A 21516-nucleotide genomic window follows, 5' to 3' on the forward strand; every position below is an offset into this window, starting at 1 on the left:
GCCTGCTTGCGCAATGCGCCTGATTATCTACTCGATGTTAGGGTTGCTGATCGTGATTCAGTATCCGCTCTGGTTTGGTCAGGGCGGATGGCTCAAGGCCTATGAGCTAGAGCGTCAGCTCGATGCGCAAATCCAGAAAAATAAAGCCTTAGAAATTCGGAACAATAAATTGGCTGGCGATGTGAAGGATCTAAAAGAGGGTACACGCGCGATTGAGGAGCGGGCCCGATCAGAGCATGGGATGCTCAAAGAGGGCGAGTATTTTGTACAAATCGTTCCTAAAGACGGTGTGCCTCCAAGCCCCAATGCTACCCCGGTACCCGCAACACCCAAGCAATAATTAATGCCCTTTGGAGGCCGGTCGTACGGCATCACTGAGCGTCGCACTGGCAAACGCTTGTTTGCAATCGACCGCATCAAAACGATATTGCATGCCACAGAAGTCGCAGCGGGTCTCAACAGCGCCGAGTTCGGCCAAAATGCTGTCGACCTCGTCTTGACCTAACATCCGAATCACATCCGCAACCCGCTCACGCGAGCAGCGGCAGACAAACCGAATGAGGCGCGTCGGAAAGCTGCGCACACCAAAGCGCTCCGATTCCTCGAGAAACAAGCGACGCAATAAGGTCTCAGGCGTAACTTCTAATAGCTCTTCATTGGTAATCGTATTGCTCAGCATCTGAATGCGCTCCCAACCCTCAGCCATCATCTTGGGGTCATACTGAGAAGCGCCGCCAGCATCAGGCATGCGCTGTAATAAAAAACCGCCCAAGGATTGTGAGCTTGAGGCAAGCCAGATGCGCGTATCAATTTGTTCAGAGCGTTGCATGTATTGCATGATGGCCTCACTGACCGTTTCAATCGGCTCATCGAAACCGGGGTGGGTGCTAGAGGGGCGCTTTAATGCCACGATTCCTTGATAAGGTGTTTGAGAAGGCTTGCGATCAACTGGATCGAGAGTAATCGCCAAGCGTCCAGAGCCCTCTGCGTCGAGTAATTCAGCGAGAGTGGCATTGTCAGGAATTTGACCAAAATCCGGATTGAGAGTGACACTCGCCCGAATCTCAAGGTGGGATGTGCATTCAACCACCAAGAGCTGAATTGGCCCCTTACTCTGGGCTTGAATAATTAAAGTGCCATCGAGCTTGATGCTAGCCGTTAAGAGCGTGGCTGCTGCAATAAACTCGCCCATCACCTTTTGCACCGCCGGTGGGTCATTGCGCAGGGCCAAGATGTTCTGCCATGCACTACCAATCGAGACAAACTCACCCCGCACGGGGGCGCCGTCACACACAAAGACCAAAAGCTGATTCATCCGAAAAATATCCTAAGCAGTTCTGACCTGAGATAATACTGCCCATGCGTATTCGAACCCGTTTTGCTCCAAGCCCAACTGGCTTTATTCATTTAGGTAATCTGCGTAGTGCCTTGTACCCCTGGGCCTTTGCTAGAAGCAAGGGCGGGGACTTTATCTTGCGGATTGAAGATACCGATCAAGAGCGTTCCTCTTTGGAGGCCGTTGAGGTGATCTTAGAGGGTATGCATTGGCTGGGCTTGGATCCCGATGAGGGCCCGGTCTATCAAATGCAACGTATGGATCGCTATCGCGAAGTCCTCAAGCAAATGCTAGCGGATGGCTCGGCATACTACTGTTATATGAGCGAAGATGAGCTCAATCGTTTGCGTGATCAGCAAATGGCCAATAAAGAAAAGCCGCGGTATAACGGCTTTTGGCGCCCCGAACCTGGTAAGACGTTGCCTGAACCCCCCAAAGACGCTTTGCCCGTGATTCGTTTCAAAAACCCAATTGGCGGCTCTGTCATTTGGAAAGATGCGGTTAAAGGGGTGATTGAAATTAGTAATGATGAGCTAGATGATCTCATCATCGCTCGTCCTGATGGCACTCCTACCTATAACTTCTGCGTGGTGGTCGATGATCTCGATATGGAGATTACCCATGTGATTCGGGGTGATGATCATGTCAACAATACCCCGCGGCAAATTAACATCATGAAGGCGCTTGGTGGCACGCCGCCGGTCTATGCGCACTTACCAACGGTCTTGGATGAAAGTGGTGAGAAGATGAGTAAGCGCAATGGCGCCCTGAGCGTGCGCGATTATCAAAAAATGGGCTATCTACCTGAAGCCGTCCTGAACTATCTCGCGCGCTTAGGCTGGTCGCACGGTGATGCCGAAATCTTTACGCAAGAGCAATTTGTGAAATGGTTTGATTTGGAGCACTTGGGGCGCTCACCCGCACAACATAATCCTGAGAAATTACTCTGGCTCAATCATCACTATATTCAGCAGGGTGAGGCAAAACGCCTTGCGCAGTTATGTACGCCGCTTATTCAACAGCAGGGGATTGATCTCTCACGGGGTCCAGATTTTGAGTCGGTGGTCAACCTACTTAAAGACCGTGCGAACACCTTGCTAGAGATCGTCGAAGGTGCCAAGCTTTTCTATCAGGGCCGACCCAATCTAAATAGCGAACAAATTGCTCAAAATATCCCAAATGCTGTGATTCCAGCCATCGCAGATTTTAGAGAGCGACTAACAGCATCAAATCCCAAAACCAAGGAAGAGGTTGCCGCCCAACTGAAAGCGACGCTTGCCCAGTTTCAACTTAAGATGCCCGCCTTGGCAATGCCCATTCGGTATGCGCTATTTGCCACCACTCAAACACCAGCGCTTGATGCAGTGATTGCGGTGATGGGTAAAGACGAAGTCGTCGAGCGTCTCTCAAAAATAGGCTAAAATCTTGGATTGTTTTGAAAGTGCACCAATATAAGGGGGTATAGCTCAGCTGGGAGAGCGCTTGCATGGCATGCAAGAGGTCAGCGGTTCGATCCCGCTTATCTCCACCAACAAAACAAGTAGTCCAAGGTCCCCATCGTCTAGAGGCCTAGGACATCACCCTTTCACGGTGAGTACGGGGGTTCGAATCCCCCTGGGGACGCCAGTCATGCAGTGACGCGCATGATGCAGTATCTGGAGCGGTAGTTCAGTTGGTTAGAATATCGGCCTGTCACGCCGAGGGTCGCGGGTTCGAGTCCCGTCCGCTCCGCCAGATTCCAAAAGCCACCTTCGGGTGGTTTTTTCATTTCTCGGTCATGAAAACCACTATCATTACAACAATATTCTCGTTTGAGGTATTTTTGTCAATTAACCATAGAGGAATTTCATGAAGAAAATTGCACTTGTAAGCGCAGCCGTATTAATGATGGGCACATCCGCTGTCATGGCACAAAATAAACCACAGGCGGTAGTTGCTGTTGAAACTGCCCCAGGCGTCTTAAAAGTAGCTGAAGGTGTTCAGTTCCAAGGCAAGTTCAAATCGGTTGATCCAAAGACCCGTCAAGTAGTAATTGTTGGTCCCAACGGTAATGAATTTAAAACCGTCTTAGGCGATGAGGTCAAAAACTTTAATCAAATCAAAGTAGGCGATATCGTCACTCTGACTCATGTTGAGATCTTGGTAGCGGATATTAAGAAGCCAAGCAAAGTTGAAATCCGCGAGCGCATTGAAACCGAAAAAGCAGCGCGTGCGAAGTTGGGTGATAAACCTGCTGCTGCGATCGAGCGTCAAGTGACTGTGGTTGCTGATGTAACCGCTGTAGATGAAAAGAAAGGTACCATCACTCTGCGTGGTGCTACCCGTACATTGGATCTGAAAGTGAAGGATCCAAAAGTGCTCAAAGGCGTAAAAGTGGGTACGCAAGTTGAAGCAACCGTTACCGAAATCATCGCGATTGAAGTAACTGCACCTAAGAAGTAATTCATGAATTGGTAAAGGCCCGTCTAGTTTGAACTAGACGGGTTTTTTCATCATGACCCTCAAGAAAACCGATTTAGCAAAACGTCAAGGTCTGCAGATCGCACTGCGCCTGAAAAATGCCAGCAAGGCCGATTTGCAAAACAAGCAAACAAAGTCAAAATCAAGCGCTAAACCTGCACCTCTTTTGCAGTCAATACTGAGCAAAACGAAACAAGACGAATCAAAGTCGTGAGTTAGTATTACCCCGCAGTCATCTAGACTCATCTAGTTGATTTGCATATGAAGCAAATGAATATCCAAACTAATTGATCTGATTAGCCCCATTTTTGCTTAAATTTAGGCTATTTTTGTAATAGACTAATTTCAGTGAATTCATACCGTAATCATTTCAATGGGGGTCGTAATGAGTGCAAGTCAATCAATTAATGCAGTGGGTAGCATTCCAAAAGCAATTGATGGACCTTGCGCATGGCGAGGGTCTGACCTTGCTCAGAGATCGGATTGGATCGTGCACTGGACACCGGAACAAGTTGCCGAACTCGAGCGCGCGGCAGAGCACTTTGCTAGCACCGGACTTGCGCTGGAAAATATTACACCTGAGAGTTTCCCCCTTCACAATCTAGAACCATTTATTCAGGGGCAATTACAAGAGCTCTTGCATGGTCGCGGATTCGTGATGCTGCGCGGTTTGCCAATCGCAAACTGGTCGATTGAGAAGGCGGCTACCATTTACATGGGGATCGGTCGCCACATGGGGAGCTTGCGCAGCTCCAATGGCAAAGGCCATCTCTTGGGTCACGTGCGCGATCAAGGCGCTAAAGTGGAGGCGGGTGCGCGTTTTTACCAAACCAATAAGAAGCTGGACTACCACACTGACTCTGCGGACATTGTGGGTCTGTTGTGCCTGCAAAAGGCGAAACAGGGCGGTGAGTCATTTATCGCCAGCTCAATGGCTATTTATAACGTACTCGTTAAGCGTCGCCCTGATCTCATCCCGGCGATGTTTACTCCATATCCTACCGATCGCCGCGGCGAGGTTCCTGAAGGCCGTGACCCGTGGTTTGAGATTCCAATCTTTAATTGGTATCACGGTGAACTATCGTGCGTTTATCTGCGCCACTATATTGAGGAAGCGCAACGCCGCTTTCCCAATGCTCCGCGCTTAACTAAGGAGCAAGTGGAGGTCATGGACTTGATTGATGCGATCTTGCAAGAACCTGGATTTCCTCTGCAGATGGCATTCGAGCCCGGAGATATTCAGCTCTTGCACAACCATCAAATTCTGCACTCTAGGAATGACTTCGAGAACTGGCCCGAACCGGAGCGCCATCGTCATTTGCTAAGACTCTGGATTGCCCCACCATCTGGACGACCCTTACCTGATTACTTTGCATCCCGTTGGGGCAATACCATCCCAGGGGATCGGGGCGGCATTATTGTGCCGGGCACCAAACTCTCGGTGGAATTGAGCATTTAGGACCCCAAAAGAGCAAAAACCTAGTTGTAACCCTGATTGGTTTCCCAAAAATCGACTTGTAGTATGGGTTGTTGTACCTATAAAAACATCCCATTGTGGAGGAGACCTACTATGTTGAAGTCTAGTAAACGCCTCATCGGCAAATCGATTCTTGCGGGATTGGTCGCTAGTGCGCTTGGCGTTAGCCCAGTGCTTGCGCAAAACTATCCCAATAAAACCATCACTTTGATTGCGCCATATGGTGTAGGCGGCGATAGTGATTTTTCTGGACGAAATCTAGCGGCAGTTGCGAATAAATTAATTGGTCAGCCTGTCATTGTGCAAAACGTTGCCGGTGCATCGGGAACCATTGGATCACAGAAGGTCCGAACCTCGCCTCCTGATGGCTATACATTGTTAATATCGCGCGGTGGATCTCAAGCAATTACTCCGGCACTAGATAGCAACACTCCTTATAAGTGGAATGACTTTACGATGATTTCCTTGTTGGATTTTAATCCCGTGGTATGCGTTGTTAAGCCAGATTCTCCATACAAAACAATTAAGGAATTAATTGATGGGATAAAAGCGAACCCAGGAAAATTAAATTACGCTACTGCCGGCCCTGGCACCACACAACATTTGGCTGTAGAGGTTATGTTGCGCGACGTTGGTTTGCCATCCAGTGCGGCGATGATGATTCCCTATAAGGGTGGTGGCCAAGCTAGCGCAGCCTTATTGGGTGGTGAAGTTAATTTTCTTTGCAATAACTTAACAACGATGGTTGGACAAATTAAAGGCGGCGCCATGCGCGCCTTGGTGACCTCTACTTCCAATCGTTTAAAAGAGTTTCCAGATGTACCAACCGCTAAGGAATCGGGTATCCCATCCTTAGAACAGGTGATGGGATGGAGTGGTTTATATGGACCCCCAGGGTTGCCTGCTGAGGTTGTGAACAAATGGCAAGCCGTTTTGAAGGAAGTTGCTAAAGATCCAGCTTGGTTGCGCGGTAACGATACGGTTGGTGCAATTCCAGCGATTCGGTCACCCCAAGAGACTGAGAAATTTGCCCGCGAGCAGTTTGAGCTCTACAGCAAATTGGGCGCAGAGCTTAATCTCAAGAAGTAAACAAATTGTCTTAAAAACTACGGCCTCATATTTTGGGGCCGTTTTTATTTGGCTAAGTCATCCCGCTTTGCTGCCTCATACAAAGGCATAACCTTCGGAATCAATGTAGATAGCTCCTTGATGCGATTCTCATTGGAAGGGTGGGTCGATAAAAACTCAGGTGGGTTCTTACCCTGACTCTCTTTACTCATCTTTTGCCACAATGTAATGGCAGCCCGCGGATCATAGCCGCCTCGTGCCGCCAGCTCTAAGCCAATCGCATCGGCTTCACGTTCATTCTGCCGCGAGTTTGGTAATACCAATACGTACTGCATGATTTGATTGGCCGCATCAATCGATTGAGCCGAACCTGCACCTGCTGCGGCAAGCGCAACATTACTAATGATGTTTTGAGCAAGTGCTTGCGAGACCTGCTCACGTCCATGCTCCCGAACCGCATGAGCAATCTCATGACCCATGATCGCAGCAATCTCATCATCGGTTAAGTTGAGTTTATTAATAATCCCGGTATAAAAAGTAATGCGACCTCCAGGTGCGCAAGTGGCATTCACAATTGGCGAATCAATTAATTGCAAGCCCCAATTCCAGCCACGAGTGTCATCACGAAATACCGCTGTCTGCGGAATCAAGCGATTGGCAATGGTCTTAAGGCGCTCATATTCAGGGCCACTGGTAATGAGTATCTTTTTCTTCTGCGCCGCCTTGGCCTGTTGCTCAAAACTAATGGCCGACATCCGATCGATTTGCGCTGCGGAGATCATCATGAACTGCGAGCGTTGCACGCCTACAACCCCAGGACGGCTGGTATTGGCACACGCCACCAAGAGGCAGCATGCTACCAAAATGCTAACCACTGTTTGAATAAAACGCGGGCGATACATCAGGTTCATAGTGGATAAACGTCTGATGGGCAACAGCGGATGACCCGAACTAACTACGTTTAAGATTTGGCGCAGGTAAGCCCTCGATCAAGATGTTCAAGATCGCTGGCAAACCTTTGGCTTGTAAGCGCTGCGCAGCGGGTAAGACATCAACTGCATCGGTGACTAGTTCTCCAGCGCCACCAAACGCCTCTGCGACTTGATCGTAGCGGGAGGGTAAAAGCTCACACCCCTTGGCCCGTTCTTGACCATATTCCCGAATCTGAATCTGATACTCGGCATTCCAGCAGGCATCATTGCCCACCACACCAATAAATGGCAGTTGATAGCGAACGGCGGTATCAAGCTCCGATGAATGAAAGCCAAAGGTGCCATCCCCCATCACGGCAACAACTGGCACGCCTGGCTTGGTGTACGCAGCTGCAGTCGCAAATGGCAGTGCTGCACCAATCGAACCAGCAACACCATTAATCACGCGGTTTGGGGCATGCAGGCAAGCCTGCGCCCATTGGCCAATTTCACCCCCATCAACCACCAATACCGAGTCTGGATGGGAGTCAAGAATGGCTTGTAAAGCAAGCATTGCTCTGCCGGGATGCGCATGGTTGGGGGTCTTGGATGTGGCGGCCGACCAGGTATTGGGACGATAGGCAATTGCCTCATTGACCCATGGCAACCAACTAGCATCGTGAGCTTTAGCCTGAATACTCTTGGCAGTTTGCAATAAGGTCTCAATGGAAGGCAGTAAATCAGCTTGTACAGCCAACTCTAGCCTGGAGCCAAGTGTATTCTGAGAGCGCTGAAGTTCAGCGGCCTCAGAGTCAATTTGCATAAAGCGCGCATCGGCTTTAAAGGTTGGCGAGTTACCAAACTTGAGTGTGAAGTCCAAGCGTTTCTCTAACAATAAAACACAATCGCTTTGCGCAAGGACCTCGGCAAAAGCACCTAAGCTCGGATCACCAACGCCGCGCGGACTCTCGGTTGCAATCACTGGCACACCAAGCGCTTCACTTAATTGCTGTAGTTCTTTAGCGTATTGGTAGCAACCACGCGGACCAACCAAAACTACCGGCTTGTGAGCAGTACGTAACTGGGTGACGATCGACTGTGCTTTCTCCGAATTTAGGGGAGGGTTTGATGCTAGTTTGGGTGCAGTAGGACTTGGCGTTGCAGATGCAGCGGTCAAGGGATTCTCAAGGGCATCGGATGGCAGGCTTAGATGCACGGGGCCTGGTCGACCCGATTGGGCAATCGCACAGGCTAACTCAAAATCTGCTGCTAAATATTGTGGGCCTGCACAGGTCCATGATGCTTTGCATAATGGCGCCGCAATATCGGCTTGGGACATTTCTTGAAAGGCGCCTTTGCCTAATTGATTTAAAGGAGCATGACCCGATAAGAGCACTACTGGGGCTTCGGCCATCGCTGCTGTATATAGGGCAGAAACCGCATTGGCATGACCCGGGCCTCCAGTGACCATTGCAATACCGACTTTGCCACTCAAGCGAGCATACGCATCAGCCATATGAACCGTTGCCGCTTCATGGCGCGTATGAATTAATTTAATGGGTTGATCAATCACTGCATCAAAAATGGGCATGATGTGATTACCCGAAAGCGTAAAAATTGAATTCACACCCTGCGCTTTAAAGGCATCCACCAATGAATGCGCACCAAGCCGTTCTGCCATGATTACTCCTTGATGAATACTTTATTTTAATTAGACGCTCTTATTTTTTCTGGTTCGCAGCAGCAGTAGGGGCCGTAAAGGATGCAGCCATTGCATCGTATAAAACAATCTTGACCTCATCGTTGACCGCAATATCCTTCAATAAAGCTGCATTCTTGATACGGTAGGTATCGGGCTTACCTTTGGGACCCTTGACCGAAATCGTCATCTTCTGGCGATCAATACCAATGACGGTGGCAACAATCGTGGTGGTGTTGGAAATAACTGAGGCAGGCTTGCTCCCCAGCGGAGCAGAGGTTTGGCTAGTGGTTTGCACTTCACTGCGAATGCCTTGGTTGTTGACCTTGGCCAATTCAATCACAACTGCCAACTCATGCGTGACGGTAAGACGATCACCCACCTTAATTTGAGGGAAGTTCTTAATCTCAGGCCCTGCAACAAAATTAGTGACTGTGCCATCCTTATCTTTTAGGGTTACGGTGCGCGTCTTACTATCGACCTTAGTCACTACCGCATCAACTAGTTGATAGACCTCATCAATCCCGGCAGCCGCGATGGGCGCTTTGTTGGGGTCAACCATTGCGGGCTTGGTTTGCGCCAGACTGACAGAGGAGAGACCAACGCCAAAAGCGAGGATTACAAGATTTTTTGAGATAAATAAGGATGAGTTCATGATTTTGATGAATAGTTAATGAAATACCAATTGATTATGACCCGATTTCTCTGGCCCACCAGTTTCCCTTAAATTGACCCGCGAGCCAATCGATTAATTTACTAACCTTGCTGGTTAGCAGTCGTGGTGAGCTATAGACCGCATGAATTTCTTGGACAGGCATCGTCCAATCTTCTAATAAGGGCTTGAGGTGTCGGCTTTGAACCGATGTATAAGCTACGTACCAGGGAAGGGCTGCAATTCCGAGATGCTGCCTGGTTGCAGATAGAAGTGCTGAGAGATTATTGGTGTAGAGGGGGCCTTGCACCTGAATGGACTTGTTGGAGCCGTCGCGACCGGTAAATTGCCAACGATGGTCTCCCTGAACCGAACTGTAAATGAGTGCGGTATGACGACTTAAGTCACTGGGTATAGATGGCGTACCAGCCTGCATGAGGTATTCAGGGGTGGCGACCAGAACCCAGGGATTCAGACCCAAAAAGCGTGCGCCCAAACTGGAATCGGATAGACGCCCCATCCGAATCGCAAGATCGACGCCTTCCTCGACCAAATTAATGTAGCGATCATCCAAGTTGAGGCTTACCTGTAACTGCGGATGATCCCTCATAAACTCCAGTACCAATGGCGTTAGTACACGTCGACCAAAGGCTACTGAGCTACTGATATTGAGTTTGCCCTGTACCTCGGATTGCAAGAGTCCAGCTAGGTTCTCGGCATCTTCAACTTCATGAATAATCGTCTTGCACTTCTCGTAATAGATCTTGCCAATTTCAGTGGGCGTTACCCCGCGGGTACTGCGATGGAGCAGAAGGGATCCTAGACGCTTTTCAAGGGCGGCGACATGCTTGGTGGCGGTGGGTTGAGTTATTCCCAAACTGCTCGCAGCTTTGCTAAATGATCCCGTTTCGACCACTCGTATGAATAAGGAAATGCCTTGAATTCGATCCATAAGATATTGATTTAAATAAGATAAAACTAATATATTCCAAATTAGAATAGATGATATTAAGGTATCACACTTCTCAGAATACCTCAATTTAAGGATGATTCATTCATCTTATTCAAAAGGAGGCAACAATGGCACTCATGAAAGCCGCAATGGCAGCTGTTTTGGTAATGGAAAAAGAGGGCATCACCACCGCATTTGGCGTTCCTGGCGCTGCGATTAATCCCCTGTACGCACAATTACGCGAGCGTCAATCCATCACCCATATTCTGGCGCGCCACGTTGAGGGCGCTTCCCACATGGCTGAAGGCTACACCCGTGCCAAGGCTGGCAATATCGGTGTTTGCATTGGCACGTCTGGCCCCGCTGGTACCGACATGATTACTGGCTTGTATTCAGCAAGCGCAGACTCGATTCCAATTCTGTGTATTACTGGCCAAGCTCCACGTGCCCGTCTCTATAAAGAAGATTTCCAGGCGGTTGATATCGAGAGTATTGCCAAGCCAGTGACCAAAATGGCCGTAACCGTACGCGAGCCTGGTTTGGTACCTCGCGTATTTCAGCAGGCGTTTCATGTGATGCGCTCAGGACGTCCTGGACCTGTTCTGATTGATTTACCCATCGATGTGCAGTTAGCCGAGATCGAGTTTGATATCGATACCTACGAGCCATTGCCGGTTTACAAACCATTTGCCAATAAGAAGCAAATTGAAAAGGCCATGGAGATGTTGATGTCAGCCGAGAAGCCATTAATCGTGGCTGGCGGCGGAATCATTAATGCGGATGCTGCAGATCTATTAGTGGAGTTTGCCGAGATCACCGGTGTTCCAGTGATCCCAACTTTGATGGGCTGGGGTGCGATTCCAGATGATCATCCTTTGATGGCTGGCATGGTGGGCTTACAAACCTCGCATCGTTATGGCAATGCCACGATGTTGGCCAGCGACTTTGTATTGGGTATCGGTAATCGTTGGGCCAATCGCCACACTGGCTCGCTAGAGGTCTATACCAAAGGCCGTAAGTTTGTGCACGTGGATATTGAGCCAACTCAGATTGGTCGCGTATTTAATCCTGACTACGGTATTGTGTCTGACGCCAAAGCTGCACTCGAACTCTTCGTTGAAGTAGCCAAAGAGTGGAAGGCAAAAGGCAAGCTCAACAATTACAGCGATTGGGTCTCACGTTGCCAAGAACGCAAGCGCCTCATGCTACGTAAAACGAACTTTGATAATGTGCCGATCAAGCCACAGCGTGTTTATCAAGAGATGAACCAAGCCTTCAAACGCGATACGGTTTATGTATCAACCATTGGTCTTTCACAAATCGCCGGCGGCCAGTTCTTGCATGTCTATGGCGCGCGTCAATGGATTAACTGTGGTCAAGCAGGCCCCTTAGGTTGGACAGTACCTGCTGCACTCGGCGTGTTGGCTGCTGATCCAACTCGTACCGTCGTTGGTCTTGCAGGTGATTATGACTTCCAGTTCCTGATTGAAGAATTGGCCGTTGGTGCCCAGTTTAAGTTGCCGCTCGTTATGGTTTTAGTAAACAACAGCTACCTGGGTCTCATCCGTCAGGCACAACGTGGCTTTGATATGGATTACTGTGTCCAACTCGCGTTTGACAACATTAACGTCCACGATGAGAACCTGAAGGGCTATGGCGTGGATCACGGTAAGGTGGTTGAAGGCTTGGGTTGCAAAACCTTGCGCGTTACCCATCCAGGCAAGATTCAGGAGGCTTTGATCGAGGCGCAGAAGATGGCTAAAGAGTATCGGGTTCCCGTAGTCGTTGAAATCATTTTGGAGAAGGTCACCAATATTGCAATGGGTACCGAGATCAATAATGTCAACGAGTTTGAAGATATTGATTGCCGTCACCCAGCCGGTACTGAAGGCTTGGTAACAGCCGGTCTTTTAGAATAAGTCTTTTTTAAACTCACTCAGAGGAACTGGAATGCCAAAGTTTGCTGCAAATCTAACCATGTTGTTTAATGAAGTGCCCTTTATGGAGCGCTTTGATCGTGCAGCCGCTTGTGGTTTTCAGGCAGTCGAGTTCCTCTTTCCTTACCCCTTTGCTGCGAGTGAAATCAAATCAGCATTAGATCGTAATCAACTCAAGCTGGTATTGCATAATTTGCCTGCTGGTAATTGGGAAGCGGGTGAACGAGGCATTGCATGCTTGCCCGATCGGGTCGATGAGTTTAAGTCTGGTGTTGCCAAGGCAATTGAGTACGCCAAGGCCCTCGGTGTCGGTCAGCTCAATTGTTTAGCTGGTAAAGCGCCAGACGGCGTCGATCATAAGACTTTGCATGCAACGTTTGTGAGTAATCTGCGATACGCAGCAGCAGAGTTGAAAAAGCATCAGCTCAAGTTACTGATTGAACCGATCAATACATTTGATATCCCTGGCTTCTTCTTGTCCACCACCGCTCAAGGCATTGCGATCTTAGATGAGATAGGTGCGGACAACGCTTTCTTGCAATACGACATTTACCATGCCCAACGCATGGAAGGGGAGTTGGCAAACTCTATGAAGAAGTACTTCAATCGAATTGCGCATCTGCAGTTAGCGGATAACCCCGGTCGCAATGAGCCCGGAACTGGTGAAATTAATTACGCCTATTTGTTCAAGTTCATTGATCAACTAGGTTATCAAGGTTGGATCGGCTGCGAATATAAGCCTGCCAGCACCACTGAAGCTGGCTTAGGTTGGTTGAAGTCGGTTTCCTAAAAATCTATTTAGTTCGTTATTTTTCTTCAAAGGGATTGCTATGAGTGCAAAGAAATTGGGTTTTGTTGGATTAGGCATTATGGGTTCTCCAATGGCCGGTCACTTAATCAAAGGTGGTCACACAGTTTATCTAGCTACCCGTAGCCAAGTGCCTGAAGAGCTTGTAAAGGCAGGAGGGATTGCTTGCAAGTCGCCCGCAGAGGTTGCTCAGCATGCCGACATCATCTTCACGATGGTTCCTGATACGCCCGATGTTGAAAAAGTTCTGTTTGGTGAGAATGGTATTGCATCTGGAATTAGCAAAGGCAAGATTGTGGTGGACATGAGCTCCATCTCGCCAATTGCGACCAAAGAGTTTGCTAAAAAACTCAATGCTCTTGGGTGCGACTATGTCGATGCCCCAGTATCGGGTGGTCAAGTTGGCGCACAAAACGCCACGCTCTCAATTATGGTTGGAGGAGACGAAGCGGTATTTAATCAAGTCAAACCGCTCTTTGAATTAATGGGTAAAAACATCAACCTCGTGGGTGGCAACGGAGCAGGGCAAACCGCAAAAGTGGCCAATCAAATCATCGTGGCTCTCAATATTGAGGCGGTTGGTGAGGCTCTCGTATTTGCTGCTAAAGCAGGCGCCGATCCTGCCAAGGTTCGTCAAGCCTTGATGGGTGGCTTTGCAAGCTCAAAGATCTTGGAAGTACACGGTGAGCGCATGGTCAATCGCACCTTCAATCCAGGCTTTCGGATTGAGTTGCACCAAAAGGATTTAAATTTAGCTCTGAGCAGCGCCAAAGCACTCGGTGTGTCATTGCCCAATACGGCAACTGCCCAAGAGTTGTTTAACTCCTGCGCCGCTCACGGCGGCAAGGCCTGGGATCACTCGGCCATGGTCAAGGCGCTCGAGACCCTAGCGAACTTTGAGATTGGACAAAAAGCAAACTAAGACGCCATGCCCGATCATCCTGATCTGCTGATCGTCTATTTGCATGGATTTCGGTCATCCCCGAACTCCTCCAAGGCTCAATTAACCAGGGATGCGGTTGCATCTTTAGTTGAAAAAGGCAAATCCATTGATTGGTATTGTCCTCAACTGCCCCCATCGCCCGCAGAGGCGATCGCCATGATTAAGGCGAAAATTGAAGCGGCAAATCCCAAGCGAATTAGTTTTATTGGCTCATCGCTTGGTGGCTTCTATGCAACGCATTTGGCCGAGCAATTTCCTAATGCGCGTGCTGTGTTACTAAATCCAGCAGTGCGAGCCGCTCGGGAGTTGGCGCCCTACGTTGGACAACTGACTGCTTATGACAGTGATGAGCCTTTTGATTGGCGCGCGGAGTATGCCGAGCAGTTGCGTCTACAACAGGTGGAAAAGATAACGCATCCCGAACGCTATTTACTGGTTGCTGCAACCGGTGATGAGTTGCTTGATTGGCATGAGATGGTCGACTTTTACCCCAATGCGAACCATGAAGTCATTGAGGGTAGCGATCACGGCATTACCGAGTATCCCTTGTATCTGGACCGGGTGCTTCACTTTGCCAGTTATCTCGACTAACTAATGACTCGTGTTAGCTCCGGTTCTAAACTGCTCTTCGATAGCCTTGGTGATTTTGGTGCGGGCATGATTCTTGCGCTCTAGCAGACCTACCCGGCGATAAATCGTTTTACGAGGCGGATTTGCAATCACGATGCGTTTGTCTTTGTCCCACTCGACATTCGCAAGTTTTGGCACCACGGCATAGCCAAAGCCTTGGCGAACCAATTCAATAATCGCCTCTACTGAATTGACCACCATGCTATTACGGATCTCTAAGCCATTGGCTCGGATAAACCGATCAACAAGTTCACCAGTCCAGGTTTTGGGTTCAAATCGAATGAAGGGGAGATGTGATGGATCCCTGCCTTTGGGATAAATCAATATCATGGGCTCTTCATACAGCAAGGTCCAGCGAACACTTTTGGGTAATGCGTATGGGGATTCGGTCACGATGGCTGCATCGAGCATGCCATCAATCACCTGTTGCAGAAAATCATTCGAGAGGCCGGTGCTAATTTTTAATTCAAGGCTTGGATACTCATCTTTCAAATGATCCAATGTTTTGCCAAACTGGCCCATCAGGCTTGACACTAAGGCGCCCACGGTGAGCGAGCCAGAGAGCCCAGTCCGAAACTGACTTCCGAGGGATTCATAGCGGGAGAGAATATCTTGGATGGGTTCGATCAGAGCGCGGCCTTGATTATTAAGGATCAATGAGCGTTTATTGCGATCAAACAGTGTGACCCCTAATTCAGCCTCCAACTGGGCGAGCTGCTGTCCAGCTGCGGCAGGGGTTAAGCCAATCTCACGGGCTGCGGCAGCCACGCTACTGTGACGCGTAATGGCAATGAAGTTTTTGAGAACCCGAATACTGGACATGAACTCGATTGTAAAGTATTTTTTTATCTGAATTAAAATACTATTCGATTTATTTTTTATTGTCTATCCCTATAATGGCAATATGAATCCAAGCATCCTCAAAGTAAAAGTCTGGCGGGGCACCGATGACGGTGAGTTTGTGGAGTACGATGTGCCGCGCGCCGCGAATCAAACAGTACTCGATGTGGTGACCTACATCCAACGCAAAATTGATCCAACTCTAAGCTATCGCTTTGCCTGCCGTGTAGGAATGTGTGGCTCCTGTGCGATGACCGTGAATGGTAAAGCGCGTTGGACCTGCCGGACCCATGTGGCGAAAATTGCGGATCAAAATACCCTTGAGATTGCGCCTCTCGATAATCTACCCATCATCAAAGACCTAGCCACCGATATGCGCGAGTTCTTTGACAAGATGAGTAAGGCGGTGGGTTACTTTAAAGGTGATAAAACCCGATTTGATGATTTTGCGCAAGTCAAACCAGATTCTGAAGAACGTCAACTGGCTAATGCTGGTATTGAGTGCATTGGTTGTGGGGTCTGCTACGCCTCCTGTGAAGTGGTTTCAGCTCGAGACAGTTATTTAGGTCCGGCCGCCCTAAATCGTGCCTGGACACTTGTGAACGATGAGCGTGATACCCAGCAATTGGATCGTTTGCGCGCGGTCGCTGGAGATGCAGGCTGCCATTCATGCCATACGCAAGGCACCTGCTCAGAACGTTGCCCTAAGCAGATTGAGCCAACCGCTGGTATTGCAGGTTTGAAGAAGATCGTCGGTCGTGCAGCGGTTAGAGGTAGCAAGTGGGGCAAACTGTAATGACCAGCAGCGCGATTCTTCAAGCCAAACTTTGGTACTACCAACGCATCAGCGCAATGGTGCTTACACTGTGTGTCGCAATCCATCTCGTGATCATCTATTACGCCATTCAGGATGGCCTAAGTGCTGCAGAGATCTTGGCGCGTACGCGAGGTAATCTTGCCTTTGCTCTTTTCTATGAGATCTTTGTTTTGACCTGCTTTGTTCATGCCCCCATTGGCTTAGCGAATATTCTGCGCGAGAACATCCGAAGCGCGTTTCTGATTCGAGCGCTTCCCCTCTTACTTGCAGCATTCATCCTAATCTTAGGAACAGCCGCAGTCATCGGCGTGGTGTGGGGTGCGCCATGAGCCAGGTAGGGCGTCGACTCGACTTTCGAACGAAGGCGCATTGGTCTTACTTTGCTTACTACTTGCATCGTGTCTCCGGACTCTTGCTAGCGTGCTTTTTGCCACTGCATTTTTTCCTCCTCTCGCGCTCTTTATATGGTGAAGCGGAGCTCGGGCGTTATCTGCAATTTACTGATCACCCCATGGTTAAGTTTGGTGAGTGGGGATTGGTTACCTTGTTAGCACTTCATCTGATTGGTGGGACCCGTTTATTGGTGATCGAATTTGGGATCTGGAAGGGCCTACGCAAAGCCTGGGTTCAGGTGACCTTGATTGGTTCCTTAATTTGCGGAGCTTTATTTTTAATTCTTTCTCGCTAAGGCGAATCATTTATGGAACTGAATCTGCAATACGTTGAAGATGCATGCAAAGAGCTTTACATCCGGGCCCTGAAATTATTACCTGATGATATTAAAGAGGGGATTAACGATCTCAAACGCAAAGAGCGCGATGCTCGCGCGCAAGTCGTATTGGGGACAATGGTGACGAATATTGCCGTGGCAGAACGTGAAGATAACCTGCTTTGTCAGGATACGGGATTACCAATTTATAACGTTTGGATTGGTCGAGATGTTCAATTGGATGGAGTCCAGCTGAAGCAGGCGATTCGAAAGGGCTGTGAGCGAGCCACAACCGAATACCCCTTACGCTCATCCGTTGTGCACCCCATCACCCGAAAAAATAATCACACCTCAACTGGTATTGACATGCCAGCGATTCATATTGATTTTATGGACAAGCCTGGCGTGATTGAGATTGAAATGATCCCCAAAGGCAGTGGCTCGGAGAATAATTCGTTTCTGAAGATGGCCATTCCAGCGGAAGGAATCTTAGGGGTTAAAGCATTTGTGATTGAGAGCGTTGTCAATGCTGGCGGCAAAACCTGCCCCCCGACCATCGTTGGAGTAGGTATCGGTGGTACGTCTGACCAATGCGTCGCACTTGCTAAGCGCGCTGCCACCCGCCCGCTTGGTAGTATCTGCAGCGATGCTGAAGGCGCCAAGTTGGAGAAGGAACTAAGCGCCGCAGTCAATCAACTCGGAATTGGTCCCCAGGGGTTGGGGGGTGATGGCACGGCGTTTGCAGTGCATGTGGAATTGGCTGCCACGCATATCACCATGAACCCCGTTGCAGTCAATATGCAATGCCATTCGGCGCGACGTGCGCGGGCATCGATTGGATCACACGGTATTGAATACGGCTTTTAAGGACGATCATGGCGCACTACAACCTAGCAACACCAGTCAGTGAAAGCGATATCCGCAAGTTGAGAATTAATGACACCGTCACCTTACAACAGACCTTATTTGGTATCCGCGATGCAACCCAAATTCATTTATTTGATCGGGGACGAAAAACCAAATTTGATCTTCAAGGGCATGCGGTGATTCATACGGCACCTAATGTTCGTAAAGTGCCTGTTAGTACTCAGTTCCCAGCAGGTTATCAACCGATTTGCATTGGTACGACCACATCGGATCGGATGGAGCGGTTTACTGAACCTCTTATGCGGGAGTATGGTGTTCGGATGATTGTTGGCAAAGGTGGCTTACGGGAATCGTCCGCTAAGGCATTTGAGCAGTTTGGTGGAGTCTATCTTGCCATTATTGGCGGCACTGCGGCTCTTGAGACTACCTGGATTGACCAGATTGAGGATGTGGATCTCGATGATCTAAACCCTGAATCGCTCTGGAAGTTCAAGATTAATCAATTTGGTCCTCTGTTGGTGGCGATGGACAGCCACGGGGGCAGCATCTATCAAGAAGTGAAATCGGATGTTGCAAGCAACAAAGAGGCGGTACTTAAAAGCTTAGGCATTGTCTAAAGAAAGAGAAGGTCGGTATGCCATCGATTGAAACCATTCAAACCGATATCTTGGTTCTCGGTTCCGGCGGGGCGGGTCTCTTTGCGGCACTGCATGCACACCAAGCCAATCCCAACCTGCATATTACGATTGCAGTAAAGGGTCTTTTGGGTAAATGCGGTTGCACCCGCATGGTTCAAGGCGGCTATAACGTTGCGCTGGCTGAAGGCGATTCGGTTGAGCGCCACTTTATGGATACCATTGAAGGCGGCAAGTGGCTATCTGACCAAGAGCTGGCTTGGACCTTGGTGACGAAATCGGTTGAACGAATTCATGAGCTCGAGAATGAGTTGGGTTGCTTCTTTGATCGCAACCCTGATGGCACGATTCATCAAAAAGCATTTGCTGGGCAAACCTTCGATCGCACGGTTCATAAGGGCGATCTCACCGGTATCGAAATCATTAATCGCTTAGCCGAGCAAGTTTGGGCTCGTGGAATTCATCGTTTAGAGGAACATCGTGCGATCGAATTAATTAAAAGCACCGACGGCAAAGCAATCGCGGGTGTATTGATGCTCAATATGCGCACTGGTCAATTTGTGATGGTGCGTGCTAAGGCAGTCTTATTAGGAACGGGTGGCGGCCCCACAATGTACAAATACCATACACCATCGGGTGATAAAAGCTGCGATGGATTGGCCATGGCCCTTCGAGCAGGATTGACCTTGCGTGATATGGAGATGGTGCAGTTTCATCCGACCGGAATGCTTGCCGGCCCCGATACCCGCATGACCGGAACGGTTCTGGAGGAGGGTTTACGGGGAGCAGGGGGTTACCTACTGAACGGTAATAAAGAGCGCTTCATGGGTAACTACGATCCGCGCAACGAGCGTGCTACGCGTGATATTGTCTCGCGCTCAATTTACTCCGAGATGCGTGCTGGTCGAGTCAGTCCAAATGGTGGGGTTTATATTCAGATGCATCATCTGGGACCCGAGAATGTACGTAAATTATTTAAAGGAATGGTTGAACGGTGTGCCGACTCGGGCTTTGATTTAGCGGGCGGACTGGTTGAAGTGGTTCCCACCGCTCACTACATGATGGGTGGCGTAGTATTTCATGCCGATACCAGTACCGATTTACCCGGCTTATTTGCTGCTGGTGAGGATACCGGTGGTGTACATGGTGCCAATCGATTGGGCGGTAATGGGGTTGCAAACTCCACGGTGTTTGGCGGGATTGCCGGAGACACGATGGCGCACTATGTATCCAATCGAGAATTCTTAGAGCCCAATCAAGAATCGATTGAGCAAAGTATTGCGATGCATCGCAAACCGCTCACGCAAGCCCAAGGCGATATTGAGTTCATTCGTGACGAGTTAGCCGATTGCATGTGGGATCAAGTAGGCATCTTACGTAATCAAAATGATTTGGTGGCAGCACGTGAGCGCTTGGATCGACTTGATGCGATGTTGCAAACCATGGGGGTGGGTGATACCAACCCAGCATTCAATCTGACCTGGCAGGATTGGATGAATCTACGTAACTTATTGCTGGTTAGTAAAACAGTGGTGGAGGCTGCCTTGGTTCGTGAGAACTCTCGAGGAGCCCACTACCGAGAGGATTATCCCGAGGAGGGTGATCTGGAGACTTCCTACTACACCGCTGTGCAAATGGATGGGGATCAATTAAGAATTGATAAAAAACCCGTGATATTCAGTATGGTCAAACCAGGTGAAACGATTTTGGTCGAGGCATAAAAAAGCCCAGATCAACTGGGCTTAAGAGATATGAAGGGTTTTATTGTTATTGACTTAAATTGCGAGCCTTCACAATCTTTTCCCAGTTTGCACCTTCTTTTTTAATCTGAGCTGCGAATTCTTGTGGTGTATTAAGAACCGGGGTTAAGCCAGCACCTTCAACGCGTGCCTTGAACTCAGGGTTCTTAAAGGCTTCTAGAGTTGAGCGATAAATTTTGTCGACAATCGCGTTGGGTGTGCCAGAAGGGACCACCAAACCAAACCAACCCGTGTTTTCAAAACCAGGAATTGTCTCTGCAATGGTAGGTACGTCTGGTAATTGTGGAACGCGTTTCGCACTGGTAACGCCCAGAGGACGAATCTGCCCCGATTTTGCAAAGCCAGTCGCAGCAGTTAAGTTACCCACCATAAAATCAATTTGACCAGCAACCAAGTCGTTTAATGCTGCAGATTCACCCTTGTAAGGAACGTGGGTGGCATTGATGCCAGCAGCATAGGTAAAGTTTTCACCCGCCATATGCACTTGGCTACCAATACCTGCAGAACCAAAGTTGAGGTTCTTGGTTTTGGCCAATGCAATTAATTCCTTAACGTTCTTCGCAGGCACCTTTGGGTTCACCGATAGAAGCATTGGGCCGCTTGCGACATTGGTTACAACCTTGAAATCCTTGTCGTAATCGATTGGCAACTTCTTATAAAGGTAGGGATTTACGGTCAACATACTGCCTGAAGCCAGCATGATGGTGTATCCATCGGCAGGGGACTTAGCTACTAAATCCGCAGCGATATTGCCTCCCGCACCGCCTTTGTTCTCCACAATCACGTTTTGTTTCCACTCGGTGCTTAATTGCTGGGCCAACAAACGACCCAAAATATCGGTGGTACCACCAGCAGCAAAGGGAATCACAAGCTTTACAGGCTTATCAGGCCAGCTTTGAGCTTGAAGCGAGGGGCTTGTGAAGGCGATCGAACTGGCCGCCACAAGACCCAAGGCAAACTTCATTCGACTAAGCACGGTTTTATACATATTGATCTCCTTGGTTATCTATCTTTT

General features: G+C 49.0%; 23 protein-coding genes and 3 tRNA genes. 19 read left to right on the forward strand and 7 right to left on the reverse strand.

Annotated elements, in window-relative coordinates; genetic code table 11:
- The first annotated feature begins 13 nt into the window (after positions 1 to 13).
- The gene (gene ftsB / locus QUE61_RS04675) at positions 14 to 340 is read left to right on the forward strand and encodes a cell division protein FtsB (RefSeq protein WP_286308094.1); all 327 of its coding nucleotides are present in this window, start codon (positions 14 to 16) and stop codon (positions 338 to 340) included.
- Here the strand turns inward: ftsB and hslO are convergent, their stop codons facing one another.
- Positions 341 to 1315 (reverse strand): Hsp33 family molecular chaperone HslO, encoded by a 975-nt coding sequence (hslO, locus tag QUE61_RS04680; RefSeq protein WP_286308095.1) that lies wholly within the window; start codon positions 1313 to 1315, stop codon positions 341 to 343.
- Positions 1316 to 1353: 38 nt separating this feature from the next.
- Between hslO and gltX the strand changes: the two genes are divergently transcribed.
- The 8 genes from gltX to QUE61_RS04720 all read left to right on the forward strand — a co-directional run bounded on the left by gltX (position 1354) and on the right by QUE61_RS04720 (position 6362).
- The gene (gltX, locus tag QUE61_RS04685) at positions 1354 to 2757 is read left to right on the forward strand and encodes a glutamate--tRNA ligase (protein ID WP_286308278.1); all 1404 of its coding nucleotides are present in this window, start codon (positions 1354 to 1356) and stop codon (positions 2755 to 2757) included.
- A 34-nt stretch (positions 2758 to 2791) separates the two neighbouring features.
- A tRNA-Ala gene (locus QUE61_RS04690) sits at positions 2792 to 2867 on the forward strand.
- Positions 2868 to 2886: 19 nt separating this feature from the next.
- Positions 2887 to 2962, forward strand: a tRNA-Glu gene (locus QUE61_RS04695).
- A 31-nt stretch (positions 2963 to 2993) separates the two neighbouring features.
- Positions 2994 to 3070 (forward strand) — tRNA-Asp (locus QUE61_RS04700).
- A 114-nt stretch (positions 3071 to 3184) separates the two neighbouring features.
- Positions 3185 to 3778 carry a hypothetical protein gene (locus QUE61_RS04705; RefSeq protein WP_286308097.1) on the forward strand — a complete coding sequence of 198 codons (594 nt, stop codon included), beginning with the start codon at positions 3185 to 3187 and terminating at the stop codon, positions 3776 to 3778.
- 52 nt (positions 3779 to 3830) lie between these two features.
- Positions 3831 to 4010, forward strand: a complete 180-nt coding sequence (locus QUE61_RS04710) for a hypothetical protein (RefSeq protein WP_286308099.1) — start codon at positions 3831 to 3833, stop codon at positions 4008 to 4010.
- A 171-nt stretch (positions 4011 to 4181) separates the two neighbouring features.
- Positions 4182 to 5255: a TauD/TfdA family dioxygenase gene (locus tag QUE61_RS04715; RefSeq protein ID WP_286308101.1), complete on the forward strand. Its 1074-nt coding sequence runs from the start codon at positions 4182 to 4184 to the stop codon at positions 5253 to 5255.
- 111 nt (positions 5256 to 5366) lie between these two features.
- Positions 5367 to 6362 (forward strand): Bug family tripartite tricarboxylate transporter substrate binding protein, encoded by a 996-nt coding sequence (locus QUE61_RS04720; protein ID WP_286308103.1) that lies wholly within the window; start codon positions 5367 to 5369, stop codon positions 6360 to 6362.
- Positions 6363 to 6406: 44 nt separating this feature from the next.
- Here the strand turns inward: QUE61_RS04720 and QUE61_RS04725 are convergent, their stop codons facing one another.
- The 4 genes from QUE61_RS04725 to QUE61_RS04740 are packed head-to-tail and all read right to left on the reverse strand — an operon-like array spanning position 6407 to position 10555.
- Positions 6407 to 7252 (reverse strand): M48 family metallopeptidase, encoded by an 846-nt coding sequence (locus tag QUE61_RS04725; protein ID WP_286308105.1) that lies wholly within the window; start codon positions 7250 to 7252, stop codon positions 6407 to 6409.
- 40 nt (positions 7253 to 7292) lie between these two features.
- Positions 7293 to 8933, reverse strand: coding sequence for a thiamine pyrophosphate-binding protein (locus tag QUE61_RS04730; protein WP_286308106.1), 1641 nt, complete (start codon positions 8931 to 8933; stop codon positions 7293 to 7295).
- A 40-nt stretch (positions 8934 to 8973) separates the two neighbouring features.
- Positions 8974 to 9606, reverse strand: a complete 633-nt coding sequence (locus tag QUE61_RS04735; RefSeq protein WP_286308108.1) for a hypothetical protein — start codon at positions 9604 to 9606, stop codon at positions 8974 to 8976.
- A 34-nt stretch (positions 9607 to 9640) separates the two neighbouring features.
- A complete protein-coding gene (locus tag QUE61_RS04740) occupies positions 9641 to 10555 on the reverse strand; it encodes a LysR family transcriptional regulator (RefSeq protein WP_286308110.1) in 915 nt (304 codons plus the stop codon).
- 128 nt (positions 10556 to 10683) lie between these two features.
- On the opposite strand from QUE61_RS04740, the gene gcl reads away from it, so the two are divergent.
- The 4 genes from gcl to QUE61_RS04760 are packed head-to-tail and all read left to right on the forward strand — an operon-like array spanning position 10684 to position 14834.
- Positions 10684 to 12474, forward strand: coding sequence for a glyoxylate carboligase (gene gcl / locus QUE61_RS04745; protein WP_286308112.1), 1791 nt, complete (start codon positions 10684 to 10686; stop codon positions 12472 to 12474).
- 31 nt (positions 12475 to 12505) lie between these two features.
- The gene (hyi, locus tag QUE61_RS04750) at positions 12506 to 13282 is read left to right on the forward strand and encodes a hydroxypyruvate isomerase (protein WP_286308114.1); all 777 of its coding nucleotides are present in this window, start codon (positions 12506 to 12508) and stop codon (positions 13280 to 13282) included.
- A gap of 40 nt (positions 13283 to 13322) precedes the next feature.
- The gene (glxR, locus tag QUE61_RS04755) at positions 13323 to 14222 is read left to right on the forward strand and encodes a 2-hydroxy-3-oxopropionate reductase (RefSeq protein WP_458574722.1); all 900 of its coding nucleotides are present in this window, start codon (positions 13323 to 13325) and stop codon (positions 14220 to 14222) included.
- A gap of 6 nt (positions 14223 to 14228) precedes the next feature.
- Positions 14229 to 14834 carry a YqiA/YcfP family alpha/beta fold hydrolase gene (locus tag QUE61_RS04760; RefSeq protein ID WP_286308115.1) on the forward strand — a complete coding sequence of 202 codons (606 nt, stop codon included), beginning with the start codon at positions 14229 to 14231 and terminating at the stop codon, positions 14832 to 14834.
- On the opposite strand, the gene QUE61_RS04765 is transcribed toward QUE61_RS04760, so the two are convergent.
- Positions 14835 to 15695 (reverse strand): LysR family transcriptional regulator, encoded by an 861-nt coding sequence (locus tag QUE61_RS04765; protein ID WP_286308116.1) that lies wholly within the window; start codon positions 15693 to 15695, stop codon positions 14835 to 14837.
- Positions 15696 to 15777: 82 nt separating this feature from the next.
- Here QUE61_RS04765 and QUE61_RS04770 point away from each other — a divergent pair, with 82 nt between their 5' ends.
- Genes QUE61_RS04770 through QUE61_RS04795 form a run of 6 tightly spaced genes read left to right on the forward strand, consistent with a single transcriptional unit; the run spans position 15778 to position 20462 of the window.
- Complete coding sequence (locus QUE61_RS04770; RefSeq protein WP_286308119.1) at positions 15778 to 16509, forward strand: succinate dehydrogenase/fumarate reductase iron-sulfur subunit; 732 nt, start codon at positions 15778 to 15780, stop codon at positions 16507 to 16509.
- Positions 16509 to 16859, forward strand: coding sequence for a succinate dehydrogenase (locus QUE61_RS04775; protein ID WP_286308122.1), 351 nt, complete (start codon positions 16509 to 16511; stop codon positions 16857 to 16859). The genes QUE61_RS04770 and QUE61_RS04775 overlap by 1 nt, the downstream gene beginning before the upstream one ends.
- A complete protein-coding gene (gene sdhC, locus QUE61_RS04780) occupies positions 16856 to 17218 on the forward strand; it encodes a succinate dehydrogenase, cytochrome b556 subunit (RefSeq protein WP_286308124.1) in 363 nt (120 codons plus the stop codon). The genes QUE61_RS04775 and sdhC overlap by 4 nt, the downstream gene beginning before the upstream one ends.
- A 12-nt stretch (positions 17219 to 17230) precedes the next feature.
- Positions 17231 to 18106 carry a fumarate hydratase gene (locus QUE61_RS04785; protein WP_286308126.1) on the forward strand — a complete coding sequence of 292 codons (876 nt, stop codon included), beginning with the start codon at positions 17231 to 17233 and terminating at the stop codon, positions 18104 to 18106.
- Between the two features lie 8 nt (positions 18107 to 18114).
- Positions 18115 to 18723 (forward strand): fumarate hydratase C-terminal domain-containing protein, encoded by a 609-nt coding sequence (locus QUE61_RS04790; RefSeq protein ID WP_286308128.1) that lies wholly within the window; start codon positions 18115 to 18117, stop codon positions 18721 to 18723.
- Positions 18724 to 18740: 17 nt separating this feature from the next.
- Positions 18741 to 20462, forward strand: coding sequence for an L-aspartate oxidase (locus QUE61_RS04795; RefSeq protein ID WP_286308130.1), 1722 nt, complete (start codon positions 18741 to 18743; stop codon positions 20460 to 20462).
- A 46-nt stretch (positions 20463 to 20508) separates the two neighbouring features.
- Here the strand turns inward: QUE61_RS04795 and QUE61_RS04800 are convergent, their stop codons facing one another.
- Positions 20509 to 21489, reverse strand: a complete 981-nt coding sequence (locus QUE61_RS04800; RefSeq protein WP_286308131.1) for a Bug family tripartite tricarboxylate transporter substrate binding protein — start codon at positions 21487 to 21489, stop codon at positions 20509 to 20511.
- Positions 21490 to 21516 lie beyond the last annotated feature (27 nt).

The organism is Polynucleobacter sp. HIN5 (genome assembly GCF_030297555.1).
Classification (GTDB): Bacteria; Pseudomonadota; Gammaproteobacteria; order Burkholderiales; family Burkholderiaceae; genus Polynucleobacter.

Bases quoted from the DNA above. Each gene is read 5' to 3' on its own strand.
- QUE61_RS04740 (WP_286308110.1), bottom strand. From the start codon at position 10,555: ATGGATCGAATTCAAGGCATTTCCTTATTCATACGAGTGGTCGAAACG.
- hyi (WP_286308114.1), top strand. From the start codon at position 12,506: ATGCCAAAGTTTGCTGCAAATCTAACCATGTTGTTTAATGAAGTGCCC.
- QUE61_RS04720 (WP_286308103.1), top strand. From the start codon at position 5,367: ATGTTGAAGTCTAGTAAACGCCTCATCGGCAAATCGATTCTTGCGGGA.
- QUE61_RS04795 (WP_286308130.1), top strand. From the start codon at position 18,741: ATGCCATCGATTGAAACCATTCAAACCGATATCTTGGTTCTCGGTTCC.
- gcl (WP_286308112.1), top strand. From the start codon at position 10,684: ATGGCACTCATGAAAGCCGCAATGGCAGCTGTTTTGGTAATGGAAAAA.
- QUE61_RS04705 (WP_286308097.1), top strand. From the start codon at position 3,185: ATGAAGAAAATTGCACTTGTAAGCGCAGCCGTATTAATGATGGGCACA.
- QUE61_RS04725 (WP_286308105.1), bottom strand. From the start codon at position 7,252: ATGAACCTGATGTATCGCCCGCGTTTTATTCAAACAGTGGTTAGCATT.
- QUE61_RS04715 (WP_286308101.1), top strand. From the start codon at position 4,182: ATGAGTGCAAGTCAATCAATTAATGCAGTGGGTAGCATTCCAAAAGCA.
- QUE61_RS04785 (WP_286308126.1), top strand. From the start codon at position 17,231: ATGGAACTGAATCTGCAATACGTTGAAGATGCATGCAAAGAGCTTTAC.
- QUE61_RS04770 (WP_286308119.1), top strand. From the start codon at position 15,778: ATGAATCCAAGCATCCTCAAAGTAAAAGTCTGGCGGGGCACCGATGAC.
- QUE61_RS04765 (WP_286308116.1), bottom strand. From the start codon at position 15,695: ATGTCCAGTATTCGGGTTCTCAAAAACTTCATTGCCATTACGCGTCAC.
- QUE61_RS04730 (WP_286308106.1), bottom strand. From the start codon at position 8,933: ATGGCAGAACGGCTTGGTGCGCATTCATTGGTGGATGCCTTTAAAGCG.
- sdhC (WP_286308124.1), top strand. From the start codon at position 16,856: ATGAGCCAGGTAGGGCGTCGACTCGACTTTCGAACGAAGGCGCATTGG.
- hslO (WP_286308095.1), bottom strand. From the start codon at position 1,315: ATGAATCAGCTTTTGGTCTTTGTGTGTGACGGCGCCCCCGTGCGGGGT.
- QUE61_RS04790 (WP_286308128.1), top strand. From the start codon at position 18,115: ATGGCGCACTACAACCTAGCAACACCAGTCAGTGAAAGCGATATCCGC.
- QUE61_RS04775 (WP_286308122.1), top strand. From the start codon at position 16,509: ATGACCAGCAGCGCGATTCTTCAAGCCAAACTTTGGTACTACCAACGC.
- QUE61_RS04735 (WP_286308108.1), bottom strand. From the start codon at position 9,606: ATGAACTCATCCTTATTTATCTCAAAAAATCTTGTAATCCTCGCTTTT.
- QUE61_RS04710 (WP_286308099.1), top strand. From the start codon at position 3,831: ATGACCCTCAAGAAAACCGATTTAGCAAAACGTCAAGGTCTGCAGATC.
- QUE61_RS04800 (WP_286308131.1), bottom strand. From the start codon at position 21,489: ATGTATAAAACCGTGCTTAGTCGAATGAAGTTTGCCTTGGGTCTTGTG.
- ftsB (WP_286308094.1), top strand. From the start codon at position 14: ATGCGCCTGATTATCTACTCGATGTTAGGGTTGCTGATCGTGATTCAG.
- QUE61_RS04760 (WP_286308115.1), top strand. From the start codon at position 14,229: ATGCCCGATCATCCTGATCTGCTGATCGTCTATTTGCATGGATTTCGG.
- glxR (WP_458574722.1), top strand. From the start codon at position 13,323: ATGAGTGCAAAGAAATTGGGTTTTGTTGGATTAGGCATTATGGGTTCT.